At 45.8% G+C, this 13618-nt stretch carries 13 protein-coding genes; 12 read left to right on the forward strand and 1 reads right to left on the reverse strand.

What is annotated here, in order from left to right:
• The first annotated feature begins 2 nt into the window (after window positions 1–2).
• The 8 genes from rfbB to KXD37_RS07585 all read left to right on the forward strand — a co-directional run bounded on the left by rfbB (window position 3) and on the right by KXD37_RS07585 (window position 9472).
• Window positions 3–950 (forward strand): dTDP-glucose 4,6-dehydratase, encoded by a 948-nt coding sequence (gene rfbB / locus KXD37_RS07550; RefSeq protein WP_024123258.1) that lies wholly within the window; start codon window positions 3–5, stop codon window positions 948–950.
• A 13-nt stretch (window positions 951–963) separates the two neighbouring features.
• Window positions 964–1815, forward strand: coding sequence for a dTDP-4-dehydrorhamnose reductase (gene rfbD, locus KXD37_RS07555; protein WP_095712760.1), 852 nt, complete (start codon window positions 964–966; stop codon window positions 1813–1815).
• Window positions 1808–2263, forward strand: coding sequence for a dTDP-4-dehydrorhamnose 3,5-epimerase family protein (locus tag KXD37_RS07560; protein ID WP_010332322.1), 456 nt, complete (start codon window positions 1808–1810; stop codon window positions 2261–2263). The genes rfbD and KXD37_RS07560 overlap by 8 nt, the downstream gene beginning before the upstream one ends.
• 327 nt (window positions 2264–2590) lie before the next feature.
• Window positions 2591–3055 carry a biofilm surface layer hydrophobin BslB gene (gene bslB, locus KXD37_RS07565; RefSeq protein ID WP_024123256.1) on the forward strand — a complete coding sequence of 155 codons (465 nt, stop codon included), beginning with the start codon at window positions 2591–2593 and terminating at the stop codon, window positions 3053–3055.
• Between the two features lie 182 nt (window positions 3056–3237).
• Entirely contained in the window at window positions 3238–4512 is a 1275-nt protein-coding gene (rocG, locus tag KXD37_RS07570; protein ID WP_024123255.1) for a glutamate dehydrogenase, read from the forward strand.
• A gap of 228 nt (window positions 4513–4740) precedes the next feature.
• Complete coding sequence (gene pruA / locus KXD37_RS07575) at window positions 4741–6288, forward strand: L-glutamate gamma-semialdehyde dehydrogenase (RefSeq protein WP_263463459.1); 1548 nt, start codon at window positions 4741–4743, stop codon at window positions 6286–6288.
• 71 nt (window positions 6289–6359) lie between these two features.
• Window positions 6360–8060, forward strand: coding sequence for a M20 family metallopeptidase (locus KXD37_RS07580; RefSeq protein ID WP_106021904.1), 1701 nt, complete (start codon window positions 6360–6362; stop codon window positions 8058–8060).
• Entirely contained in the window at window positions 8060–9472 is a 1413-nt protein-coding gene (locus tag KXD37_RS07585) for an amino acid permease (RefSeq protein ID WP_106021905.1), read from the forward strand. Before KXD37_RS07580 ends, KXD37_RS07585 begins: the two co-directional genes overlap by 1 nt.
• 31 nt (window positions 9473–9503) lie before the next feature.
• On the opposite strand, the gene KXD37_RS24085 is transcribed toward KXD37_RS07585, so the two are convergent.
• Window positions 9504–9629: a hypothetical protein gene (locus KXD37_RS24085; protein WP_262927562.1), complete on the reverse strand. Its 126-nt coding sequence runs from the start codon at window positions 9627–9629 to the stop codon at window positions 9504–9506.
• A 519-nt stretch (window positions 9630–10148) separates the two neighbouring features.
• On the opposite strand from KXD37_RS24085, the gene KXD37_RS07595 reads away from it, so the two are divergent.
• From KXD37_RS07595 to bacC, 4 genes are all read left to right on the forward strand, one after another.
• Entirely contained in the window at window positions 10149–11387 is a 1239-nt protein-coding gene (locus KXD37_RS07595) for an MFS transporter (RefSeq protein WP_024123249.1), read from the forward strand.
• Between the two features lie 150 nt (window positions 11388–11537).
• Window positions 11538–12152 carry a bacilysin biosynthesis protein BacA gene (locus KXD37_RS07600; RefSeq protein ID WP_095712765.1) on the forward strand — a complete coding sequence of 205 codons (615 nt, stop codon included), beginning with the start codon at window positions 11538–11540 and terminating at the stop codon, window positions 12150–12152.
• Window positions 12142–12852 (forward strand): cupin domain-containing protein, encoded by a 711-nt coding sequence (locus KXD37_RS07605; protein WP_106019744.1) that lies wholly within the window; start codon window positions 12142–12144, stop codon window positions 12850–12852. The genes KXD37_RS07600 and KXD37_RS07605 overlap by 11 nt, the downstream gene beginning before the upstream one ends.
• Window positions 12852–13613, forward strand: a complete 762-nt coding sequence (gene bacC, locus KXD37_RS07610) for a dihydroanticapsin 7-dehydrogenase (protein WP_024123246.1) — start codon at window positions 12852–12854, stop codon at window positions 13611–13613. The genes KXD37_RS07605 and bacC overlap by 1 nt, the downstream gene beginning before the upstream one ends.
• Window positions 13614–13618: the final 5 nt, after the last annotated feature.

Consider the following 13618-nt stretch of genomic DNA (forward strand, 5'->3'; position numbering starts at 1 on the left):
CTATGGCAAAATCATATTTCATTACAGGCGGGGCCGGGTTCATAGGGCTCACGTTTACAAAGCTCATGCTGGAGGAAACGGATGCGCGCATTACCGTTCTAGATAAATTAACGTATGCCAGCCACCCGCAGGAAATCGAAAAACTAAAGGAAAACAGCCGGTTTCGGTTTGTAAAAGGGGATATCAGCATTCAGGAGGATATCGACCGGGCGTTTGACGAGACCTATGACGCCGTGATTCATTTCGCCGCGGAATCGCATGTAGACAGAAGCATCTCCCAAGCGGAGCCGTTTATCACAACGAATGTCATGGGCACATACCGTCTGGCTGAGGCAGTCTTACAAGGAAAAGCCAAAAAGCTGATTCATATTTCAACAGACGAGGTGTACGGGGATTTAGAAGCGAATGATCCCGCATTTACGGAAGCAACGCCGCTTTCTCCTAACAACCCTTATTCCGCGAGCAAAGCGAGCTCTGACCTTCTTGTTCTATCGTATGTGAAAACACACAAACTGCCGGCTATTATTACACGCTGCAGCAACAATTACGGCCCATATCAGCATAGTGAAAAAATGATCCCAACGATTATCCGCCATGCAAAACAAGGCTTGCCGGTTCCGCTCTACGGCGACGGGCTTCAGATCAGAGACTGGCTTTTTGCAGAGGACCATTGCCGCGCCATCAAGCTGATTTTAGAAAAAGGAACCGACGGTGAGGTGTATAATATCGGCGGCGGAAATGAACGCACGAATAAAGAGCTGGCGAGTATCATCATGAAACATTTGGGCTGTGAGGAATTGTTTGCTCACGTCGAAGACCGAAAAGGGCATGACCGGCGCTACGCGATCAATGCGTCAAAGCTGAAAAATGAGCTTGGCTGGCGGCAGGAAGTGCCGTTTGAAGAAGGCATTGCGCGCACGATTCGCTGGTATACAGACAATGACCGATGAGAAGGTGATCCGATTGACAAAGGTATTGGTAACCGGTGCGGGCGGACAGCTTGGCTTGGAGCTGTGCCGCCAGCTGAAGCAAGCCGGATATGAGGTCATTGCATTAACAAAGCAGATGATGAACATCGCCGATCAGCGTTCTGTACGGCATTCGTTCGGGCATTATCAGCCGGATATCGTGGTCAATACCGCCGCGTTTACGTCCGTCGACAAATGCGAGACGGAGCTGGATAAAGCATACTTGATCAACGGAGTTGGCGCTTATTACACTGCGCTGGAGTCATCCCGCATCGGAGCGCAATATGTTCATATCAGCACGGATTATGTATTTGACGGGAAGGGGACCCAGCCATACAGGGAAGACGGCCACCTTGACCCGAACACCATCTACGGTAAAAGCAAAAAACTCGGAGAAGAGCTGATCCAGTTAGCAAGAACCGACAGCACGATCATCAGAACATCGTGGGTGTATGGACAAAGCGGCAGCAATTTTGTTCATACGATGCTGAAGCTCGCAGAAACAAAACAAGAGCTGCGGGTTGTGAATGATCAAATCGGCTCGCCGACCTATACGAAGGATTTGGCGGAAGCGGTCATCAAGCTGTTCAGTCATCCGCCGGGCATCTACCATGTCAGCAATTCAGGCATATGCAGCTGGTATGAGTTCGCAAAGGCCATTATGGAAGAAAGCGGGCTGAACACAACGATTACGCCCGTGACGACAGAGGAATACGGGAATCCGACACCCCGGCCGGCTTACTCTGTGCTGAGCCACCGGGCCATTGAAGAAGCCGGCATACGCCCGCGCCATTGGCGGGAAGCTTTACGGGAATTTTTGCAGGAAAGGAGCAGTGCGCGTGATTGAAGGAGTCAAGGTTAAGAAACTGACAAAGCATTGTGATGACAGAGGTTTTTTTGCCGAACTGGTTCGCGATGATGAGAACCTTCTTGAGCATTTTGGGCAGGCGTCTTGGTCCAAAAGCTATCCGGGTGTGATTAAAGCGTTTCATTATCACGAGAAGCAGGATGATCTCTGGTTCTTCCCGACAGGCCACGCTCAGGTTGTCCTTTACGACCTGCGGGAGGATTCAGAAACAAAGGGAGAAACCGATGTCTATTATATGGGAGAAGACAACCCGATGCTGTTATTGATTCCAAAAGGCGTCGCTCACGGATACAGAGTGCTGGGCGAAACGCCGCTGACAATTATCTATTTTACGACAACCTCGTATAACCCTGATCAGCCCGATGAAAAAAGAATCCCATGGAATGATGAGACAATCGGTTTTAACTGGAATACCGAATTTAAATAAATCATAGAGCAGTTATCCATCGAAGATCATCAGGCATCTTCGACTTTTTTTGTCCTGTTTTGATATCAGGACAAAAGATAGAGATACAAGGCGCATATTTTACTAGATACGGATCAGAAATAGTCTATTAGAATCTTGTGTAAATAGGATGAATTTATTACATCATTCCAAGTGTTAATATTCCTGAAAAAACATTTACTTCCATGGAAAATGGTGATAGATTAACTTTTAAGAAAAAGAAATGGTAATTCGCGAGTTACGGTAAAACGCTTTTTCTGCAGAGGACGCTCTGGCCAAATTCCAACCGTGATTTGAGGAGGAAATGTCATGTTAAAAAGAAATTCATTTGTATCTTCATTTTTCATCAGTTCAGCTGTCCTGCTATCAATCTTGCTTCCTTCAGGCCAAGCGCATGCACAGTCTGCATCAATTGAGGCAAAAACCGTAAACAGTACAAAAGAATGGACGACTTCAGATATTGAAGTGACTTATAAACCAAACGCAGTGCTTTCTCTGGGAGCAGTCGAGTTTCAATTTCCTGACGGATTCCACGCGACAACAAGAGATTCTGTGAATGGAAGAACACTGAAAGAAACACAGATTTTAAACGATGGAAAAACGGTCAGGCTGCCGCTTACTCTTGATTTGTTAGGGGCGTCTGAATTCGATCTCGTCATGGTGCGCAAAACGCTTCCGCGTGCAGGCACATACACGATTAAAGGCGATGTGGTAAACGGTCTGGGAATCGGCAGTTTTTATGCTGAAACACAGCTGGTTATCGACCCTCGTTAATATCAATAGAAATGATCAGGGGCTGGTGTGATATCAGCCTCTTTTTTTGTATGGTTAAAAAACTGGTACGAATCTTGCATGTAGATAAGGGTGAACCCAATCAAGAAAGGAATTGATCTATTACAGTTTTTTAAAAGCGCTTACATTTTTCTGGAGATAAAAATATGATGAGGTGAAAAAACATGTCAGAAAAACAAATCACAAAGGATGAAGAAAAAGAAGCTCTCAATTTATTTCTGTCTACGCAAGCGATCATAAAGGAAGCCCTGCGGAAATTGGGCTATCCGAGCGGAATGTATGAGTTAATGAAAGAGCCGATGAGAATGCTCACTGTACGAATTCCGGTGAAAATGGATAACGGCAGTGTGAAAGTGTTTACAGGCTATCGTTCACAGCACAATGACGCGGTCGGCCCGACAAAAGGGGGCGTGCGTTTTCATCCCGAGGTGAATGAAGAGGAAGTGAAGGCGTTATCGATTTGGATGACGCTCAAATGCGGGATCACGAATTTGCCGTACGGCGGCGGAAAGGGCGGCATTATTTGTGATCCGCGGACGATGTCATTTGGAGAATTGGAACGGCTGAGCCGGGGGTATGTCCGCGCCATCAGCCAGTTAGTCGGCCCGACAAAGGATATTCCCGCTCCCGATGTATACACCAATTCGCAAATTATGGCGTGGATGATGGACGAATACAGCCGGCTTCGGGAATTCGATTCCCCGGGTTTTATCACAGGAAAACCGCTCGTTTTAGGCGGCTCACAGGGCCGGGAAACAGCAACCGCTCAAGGCGTAACCATTTGTATAGAAGAAGCGGTTAAGAAAAAAGGAATCAAGCTGCAAAACGCGCGCATCATCATACAGGGCTTTGGGAACGCCGGCAGTTTTCTGGCTAAATTTATGCATGATGCCGGCGCCAAGGTTATCGGTATTTCGGATGCCCACGGCGGTCTGTACAACCCGGATGGCCTCGATATTCCTTATTTGCTCGATAAGCGGGACAGTTTCGGAATGGTCACCAATTTATTTACAGATGTCATCACAAATGAAGAGCTGCTCGAACAAGAATGCGATATTTTAGTGCCGGCGGCTATTTCAAATCAAATCACAGCCAAAAACGCCCATAACATTAAGGCCTCAATTGTGGTCGAAGCGGCTAACGGGCCGACGACAATCGACGCGACAAAGATTTTGAATGAAAAAGGCGTACTCCTGGTGCCGGATATACTGGCGAGTGCCGGCGGCGTAACGGTTTCTTACTTTGAATGGGTTCAAAACAACCAAGGATATTATTGGGCAGAAGAAGAGGTTGCTGAAAAGCTGAGAAACGTGATGGTCAATTCATTTGAAACGATTTATCAGACCGCGGCCGCACACAAAGTCGATATGCGCTTGGCGGCTTACATGACGGGCATCAGAAAATCTGCAGAGGCGTCTCAATTCCGCGGATGGGTTTAGGGGGATAATCCCCCTTTCTCCTGCAAAATCATTTTGCATTTTTGTTTGCGTATGGCATGGAAATCGCAAATAGATTTTGCACTTAATATTCATAAAAGGGAAAATGTTTAGATTTCTGACAAAGTTCTCTGCGATTCTGCAAGTTTTTTTGTGAAAAGACGAAATATTGGTACGAATCTTGCTTTTATATTCGTATGAAGACATATTACATAACGAGGGGGATTACATATGACCGTTTCATATGCGCACGAACCATTCACTGATTTTAAGGAAGCAAAGAATAAAACAGCCTTTCAAGAATCACTGGCCTTTGTAAATACTCAGCTCGGCAAGCATTATCCGATTGTCATTAATGGAGAAAAGATCGAAACGGATCGTAAAATTGTTTCGATTAATCCGGCCAATAAGGAAGAAGTGATCGGCTACGCCTCAGCGGCTAATCAAGAGCTTGCTGAAAAAGCGATGCAATCAGCGTTACAGGCATTTGAATCGTGGAAAAAACAAAGACCGGAGCACCGTGCGAATATCCTTTTTAAAGCTGCGGCTATTTTGCGCAGAAGAAAGCATGAATTTTCAAGCTATCTTGTAAAGGAAGCGGGAAAACCGTGGAAGGAAGCAGATGCTGACACAGCGGAAGCAATAGACTTTTTAGAATACTACGCGCGCCAAATCTTAAAACTGAAGGACGGGGCTCCGGTAAAGAGCCGGGCAGGCGAGTACAATCAATATCATTATGAAGCGCTTGGCGTCGGCATTGTCATTTCGCCATTTAATTTCCCGCTTGCCATTATGGCAGGGACTGCTGCAGCTGCGATTGTCACGGGGAATACGATCCTGTTGAAGCCGGCAGATGCTGCGCCAGTAGTGGCTGCTAAATTTGTCGAGGTGATGGAGGAAGCGGGTTTGCCAAACGGCGTTCTCAATTACATTCCGGGAGACGGAGCGGAAATTGGTGATTTCTTAGTAGAACACCCTAAAACAAGATTTGTATCATTTACAGGTTCCCGTGCGGTCGGCTGCCGGATTTACGAGCGTGCCGCAAAAGTGCAGCCGGGCCAAAAATGGCTGAAACGCGTGATTGCTGAAATGGGCGGGAAAGACACAGTGCTTGTCGACAAAGATGCCGATTTGGATCTTGCTGCCGCTTCTATTGTTTACTCCGCATTCGGGTACTCAGGGCAAAAATGTTCAGCGGGTTCCCGTGCAGTGATTCATCAGGATGTCTATGATGAAGTCGTAGAAAAAGCAGTTGCGCTGACCAAAACGCTGACAGTCGGAAGTCCGGAAGACCCTGATACGTATATGGGGCCTGTGATTCATGAAGCTTCCTACAATAAAGTCATGAGCTATATTGAAATCGGCAAGTCTGAAGGCAAGCTTTTGGCCGGCGGAGAAGGCGATGATTCAAAAGGCTACTTTATTCAGCCGACGGTCTTTGCAGATGTTGATGAACATGCGCGTCTCATGCAGGAAGAAATCTTCGGTCCGGTTGCTGCCATCTGCAAAGCGCGTGATTTCGACCATATGCTTGAGATTGCAAATAACACAGAATACGGACTGACAGGCGCTCTGCTGACGAAAAACCGTGTGCACATTGAACGGGCTCGCGAGGATTTTCATGTCGGAAACTTATACTTTAACAGAGGCTGTACCGGAGCTATTGTCGGCTATCAGCCATTCGGCGGGTTTAATATGTCCGGAACAGACTCAAAAGCAGGAGGTCCGGATTATTTAATTCTTCATATGCAGGCGAAAACAACGTCCGAAGCGTATTAATTGAGAAAACCGAAATAGTGCGATTGTTTTTAGATCGCACTATTTACATGTTTGGATGAGGGGGATGATGTATGCTCTATACAAAAATCAGTCACATGCCGCCGGCAGAACGGGTTGAGACACTGACAAAGTCTTTGGTCAGCCTCAGCAGTGTAAACGGCACCATCGGCGAAGGGACGAAAGCAGATTTTATCAAAGAAGTCATCATGAGCTATCCTTACTTTCAGGAACATCCTTGCCATGTATGGGAACAGGCTATTCCTAATGACCCGTACAACCGGAAAAATATTTTTGCGTTTGTGGAAGGCAGCGGGGAAAGCCGGAATACTGTCATTTATCACGCCCACTTGGATACGGTGGGAATTGAAGATTTCGGCCCGCTTAAGGATATCGCTTTTGATTCTGGAAAATTGGCTGAGTATTTCTCCAACTATGACTTTGATGAAGACGTTCAGCGGGACGCCAAGTCGGGTGAGTGGATGTTCGGCAGAGGCTCTGTCGACATGCAAAGCGGCATCGCGGTGCATTTGTCCAATCTCCTGCACTTTTCAGAGAACCCCAAAGCATTGCCGGGAAATCTATTATTTATGGCAAACCCGGATGAAGAAAGTCAGCATGCCGGTATTCTCGCCAGTATTTCTGAGCTGAACCGATTAAAAAAGGAAAAACAGATTCAGTATTTGGCTGCCATTAATACCGATTTTATTACGCCGCTGTACGATGGTGATTCAACCAGATATATTTATACCGGAGCCGCGGGAAAGCTGCTGCCTTGCTTTTATATATCCGGCCGGGAAGTGCATGTCGGAGACACGCTTGCTGGCATCGATCCAAATCTCATTTCTTCTGAAATCACAAGACGCATCCACAACAATATTCATTTAGCAGAAAAGATTGAAGGCGAATTGGTTCTGCCCCCATCCTGCTTGTACCAGCGTGATAACAAAGAATCCTATAACGTCCAAACCGCCGTCAGCAGCTATTTGTATTTCAATTATTTTATCTATGAAAAAACAGCAAAGGAAGTCATGGACCAGCTTACCCAAGTCGCTGAGGAGGCGTGCCGGGACACAGAACAAAAATTATCAGATTATTATGAAGAATATCTGAAACGAACAAATCTTCCGAAGAGACATTTGTCTTGGGATATTCAAGTCTTCAGTTTGGATCAATACATGGAAAAGCTAAGAAGCCGCGGCGTCGATCCTGAGCAGTGTATAGAGCAAGCATTCAAAGCCAATGAGCACCTTGAACTGCGCATGAGATGTTTTCATGCAATTGAAGAACTCCAAAAGCTTGATCCCGATCAGGGCGCAAAAGTCATTCTGTTTTATGCTCCTCCTTATTTACCGCATAACTATTTAAAAGAAGAAAGCACAAGAGACCAGCTATTGCAGCATGTGATCAAAGAAGCGGTGGACAAAACCGCCGAAACGACAGGCGAAACCTTTGTTTTCAAAAAGTTTTTCCCTTACTTGGCAGACGGCAGCTTTTTATCGCTGCATGAAACCGATGACGAAATTGATTCCTTTATCAGAAACTTCCCGGGGTGGGAGATGATTGGAACCGTTCCGTTCAAAGACATACGGAAACTGAACATTCCTTCCATTAACATGGGTGTATACGGAAAAGACGGACATAAATGGACTGAAAGAGTATACAAGCCGTACACATTTCATGTATTGCCTGATCTGATACAGCAGACCACTGTTCACCTTTTGCAAAGCTATCGGATGAATATCAGCACAAAAGAGCCGAAGGGAGAAGGATGATGCAGGATCATAAAAATGAATTGCAGCGCAGTATGAAAAGCCGGCATTTGTTTATGATTGCCTTGGGCGGCGTCATCGGCACCGGTCTGTTTTTAGGTTCCGGCTTTACGATCAGCCAGGCGGGTCCTCTCGGAGCCATTGTCGCCTATATGATTGGCGGATTTTTAATGTATCTGGTCATGCTTTGTTTAGGGGAGCTGGCTGTCGCCATGCCGGTGGCCGGATCGTTTCAAGCCTACGCCACAAAGTTTTTGGGGCCGTCGACAGGTTTTATGATCGGCTGGCTGTATTGGTTCAGCTGGGCGAATACAGTCGGCTTGGAGCTAACGTCAGCGGGCATTTTGATGCAAAGATGGCTGCCCTCCGTGCCGATCTGGATATGGTGTCTCGTTTTCGGTGTCATCATCTTTTTGATTAATGCGCTGTCTGTCCGAAGCTTTGCGGAAATGGAATTTTGGTTTTCGAGCATCAAAGTGACAGCGATCATATTATTTATCGTGATCGGCGGGTGCGCCGTGTTTGGCTTGATTGATTTTAAAGGCGGTCAGGAAACGCCTTTTCTATCTCATTTCATGACTGATAAAGGACTGTTTCCAAATGGCGTGCTGGCTGTTATGTTTACGCTGGTTATGGTCAATTTCTCATTTCAGGGGACGGAGCTGGTCGGAATTGCGGCAGGGGAGAGTGAAAGTCCGGAAAAGACACTGCCAAAGTCCATTCGAAATGTCATCTGGCGAACGCTGTTTTTCTTTGTGCTGGCTATGTTCGTCTTGGTTGCCATTCTTCCGTATGAAACGGCTGGGGTGATTGAGAGTCCGTTTGTAGCTGTACTTGATCAAATCGGCATCCCATTTGCGGCTGATATGATGAACTTTGTCATATTAACGGCGATTTTATCTGTTGCCAATTCTGGTTTATATGCAGCCTCGCGTATGATGTGGTCGCTTTCAACAAACAAAATGGGCCCGGCTCTTTTAACGAGACTGACCAAAAAAGGGGTGCCGATCAATGCCCTGCTGATTACGATTGGGATTTCCGGCTGTTCGCTGCTGACTAGCGTCATGGCTGCAGAAACCGTGTATTTATGGTGTATATCAATCTCAGGCATGGTGACAGTTGTCGCGTGGATGTCCATTTGCGCCTCGCAATTTTTCTTTCGCAGGCGGTTCCTCGCGGAAGGCGGAAACGTGAACGACCTGGAATTCAGAACCCCTCTTTATCCGTTGGTGCCGATTCTTGGGTTTGTATTATACGGATGCGTATTGATAAGCCTTATATTCATCCCAGATCAAAGAATCGGCTTGTACTGCGGTGTACCAATCATTATTTTCTGCTATGCGTACTATCATCTGAGCGTCAAGAAACGCTTACAAAATGAACCGCTGAAAAAAGAGCAAACAGAAGCGCAATAGAAGAAGCTCTCCGGGAGACCGGAGAGCTTTTTTACGCGTTACGTCTGACAAGAAACACATAGGACAATATTGCGAGCACATCAAAGCCGAATATACTCAACGCCATCGGCCGCGCGTTTTCTTCCCCGGCAACACCGGCGAGCGCCGTTGATGGCAAACGGCATGCTGAACATCTGAGCCGACACACCGTATATGTTTTGCAGGACAAACGGCGAACCGGAAATATACGCAAACATGCCGATCCCGATATAGGCCTGGCTGAAAGCAAAACCCATAAACGCCCGGTCGCCAAGCAAGTGCCGACATGTGATCAGCTTTCAGGCAGTGATTCAGGCAATGCGGTCAGAACCGTGACAAAAATAAGACACCCGGTCCCTGCCAGCATGATAAACAAAGTTGACCAGTCAGCAAATTGAAGGATGAATCCTCCCGAAATCGGGCTAACTGTGAATAACCTTGATTCATCACCTGACCCGCCTTAACAAATGCATTACATAGCATATCCCAGGATATGTTTTTGTTTTATTTTAAATTTGAAACAAGAAATCCCTTATTCGTATTTGAATGCAAATAATAAAAAGTAAATTATTTTCGTTCGAATTGTAAATTGCAAATAAAGGATGCTAAACTATAATTCAACTTTATTTTAAGATTCCGGAAGAGGTGTTAAGGGAGAATGAACAGTAAACAAAACAATCACATCAAATCAAAACATCATTTTCCGCTATTTCTTGCGCTGGCTTTAACAATGGGCGTATTTGCGGCTGGATCGGAAGAGCTTGTCATTTCACCGCTGCTGCCTGATTTAGCAGATGCCTTCAACTCAGATGTCAGCGTGCTTGCGCTATCTATCAGTATATATGGGATCATGATCTTTATCGGTGCCCCGCTGCTGGTGCCTTTAGGGGATAAATACTCGAGAGAACTGAGTTTAATGCTGGGACTCGTGATCTTTATTATAGGAACCGTGATATGCGCTTTGGCGCAAAATATTTTTTTCTTCTTTTTAGGCCGTGCGCTTTCAGGGTTGGCGGCAGGTGCGTTTGTCCCGACCGCTTACGCAGTTGTCGGGGATCGTGTTCCGTATACATATCGGGGGAAAGTGATGGGTCTGATCGTATCAAGCTGGTCGCTTGCACTGATTTTCGGTGTGCCGATCGGATCATTTATAGGCGGCGTCTTACATTGGAGATGGACATTCTGGATTTTCGCCTTGATGGGTGCACTTGTTGTTTTGCTCGTCTTATTTGAAATGCGCCGCCATAACGATAATAAAAGCACCGTCCAGGAGGAAAAAGATGAGCCGGCGGGGACATTTCGAGACGCGCTTAAAGTGCCGCGTGTTCCCGTTTATATCATAATCACTTTGTGCAATATGATTGGTTTTTACGGTATGTATTCGTTTTTAGGCTCTTACCTACAGGACGTTTTTACCGGAGGCAATACGGCTGCCGGCTTATTTATTATGATTTATGGCATCGGGTTTTCCATGAGTGTCTTTACAGGTAAGATTGCCGACCGCATTGGAAAAATGCGCTCTCTGATCATTGCGCTGGCGGTCATCAGCGTTCTGCTGGCTTGTATCGCGTATGCGCCCGCATCAATGCCTCTGCTAATCATCAGTCTATTCATCTGGGGGTTAATGCAAAGCTTGACGGTGACGCTGCTCAGCACCATTTTGAGTGATTGCTCAGAGCGTCATCGCGGGAAAATTATGGCGTTTTACAGCCTTGCCTCAAATTTGGCTGTGACATTAGGTTCTGCTTTGATGGGACCTGTATATGTGGGATACGGTTATGCAGCTGTCGGAATGATTTGCGCCATCATTACAGTGCTCGGTTTTGTGCTCAGTGTATTCGCATATAAAAAGTACGGAAAGCATGAGCAGAAAGCAGATCATTCCTTATCCCAATAAACAAAGTTTCTAAATTCCTATAACAAAAAACCCTTTCTTAAGGGTTTTTCTGTTTGTATGGGAATAATTATCAGTATTTTCAAAAAATGTTGACAGTTCGATTTCCGCTGGATAAAATTTACTTAAAATTTAAAAGATTGGTTGGTGCTCATGATTATATTGGATAATAGCATTCAGACAAAAAACAAAGCTTATTCAATATCAAAACTGATTACAGTCAACACGCTCGGCCCAGAAGGGACAAGCAGTGAGTACGCAGCAAAACATTTCATCTCTAATTTTACTCTTCTCCAAGGGCTAAACAGTAAATTATCTTTGCATGATACATTTGAATCATGCATCGAAAGGACTCTTCAAAGCCCGCTGGAATACACCATCGTTCCACATGCTTATGACGGCATTAAACATTTCTACATGAGGCCGGATTTGCAGCTTTTGCAAATCTTCAGGTGCGATACACCGATGTACGGCCTGGCTGTCCGTCCTGATTTCACATTCAGCGACGACATGCTTGACACATCTATTATTGTTTCACACCCATCACCTATCAATTTAATTAAATATTTTACCCGGAAAGACGTCAGGTTCGAGCTGGTCAACTCAACCAGCGCCGCAGCAAAAAAAGTAAAAGAAGGTCTTTCTGACATTGCTTTAACCAATGAACTGGCAAGACAAAAATACGGGCTCAAGTTTGTTAAGACATTTAAAAGCATTCCTATGAGCTGGTCATTATTCGGAAAAGGAGACGTTGATTATGAAAACTGAACAAGATGTGAAGGAGATTTATTTCCCGACACCAAAATTAATAGAGTGGGAGAACGGAGTGAGACAGTATTCCACCGTCCGCGGCGATACTGAAGTGCTAATGTCTTACGTTCCGCCGCATACGAACGTTGAACCGCATCAGCACAAGGAAGTCCAAATCGGCATGGTCGTTTCAGGCGAGCTGTCCATGACTGTCGGAGACGTCACAAAAAAAATGACAGCCTTGGAATCGGCATATATTGCGCCGCCGCATGTGCCTCACGGAGCAAGAAATGAAACAGACCAAGAAGTCATTGCCATTGATATTAAACGGTATAAAGCTGATGAAACGTATACAAGTCCTGAAGACTACTTTTTGAATATTTTCAAAACGAGAGATTTATTGCCTGGCATGGAAGTCACGTTCTTTGTTGAGGATTGGATAGAAATTATGCTGGCCAAGATTCCTGGAAACGGCGGCGAAATGCCTTTCCATAAACATCGCAATGAACAAATCGGCATCTGCATCGGCGGCGGATATGATATGACCGTTGAAGGCTGCACAGTGGATATGACATTCGGCACCGCCTATTTCTGTGAACCTCGTGAAGACCACGGTGCCATCAACCGTTCTGAAAAAGAATCTCAATCCATTAACATCTTCTTTCCGCCGCGCTACAACAGAGCAAAAATGAAAAAGATAAAGGCGGATGAATCATAATGAACCTCATTGATAAAACCGTCCTCATAACAGGAGGCGCATCAGGCATCGGCTATGCCGCGGTTCAAGCTTTTTTGAACCAGCAGGCAAATGTGGTTGTGGCGGATATTGATGCAGCACAGGGAGAAGTAATGGTCCGGCAAGAAAATAATGACCGGCTGCACTTTGTGCAAACAGATATAACAGACGAAGCTGCCTGCCAGCACGCTGTTCAATCGGCAATCAATACATTCGGAGGATTAGATATTTTAATTAATAATGCGGGGATCGAAATCGTGGCGCCTATTCATGAGATGGAGCTGAGCGATTGGAATAAGGTGCTCCAAGTCAATCTGACGGGCATGTTTTTAATGAGCAAGCACGCACTCAAGCATATGCTGGCTGCCGGCAAGGGCAATATCATTAATACGTGCTCTGTCGGCGGAGTCGTGGCATGGCCTGATATCCCGGCATATAACGCCAGCAAAGGCGGCGTGTTGCAGCTGACAAGGTCAATGGCTGTTGATTACGCCAAACATCAAATCCGCGTTAATTGTGTATGTCCGGGGATTATTGATACGCCGTTAAATGAGAAATCCTTTATGGAAAATAATGAAGGCACACTTGAAGAAATCAAGAAAGAAAAGGCGAAGGTGAATCCGATGCTAAAACTCGGAAAACCTGAAGAAATAGCAAACGTTATGCTGTTTTTAGCCTCTGATTTATCAAGCTACATGACCGGAAGCGCCATCACCGCAGACGGAGGATATACCGCACAATAGAGAGA

Origin of the sequence: Bacillus sp. XT-2 (assembly GCF_025696525.1) — a bacterium.
GTDB classification, from domain to species: domain Bacteria; phylum Bacillota; class Bacilli; order Bacillales; family Bacillaceae; genus Bacillus; species Bacillus halotolerans.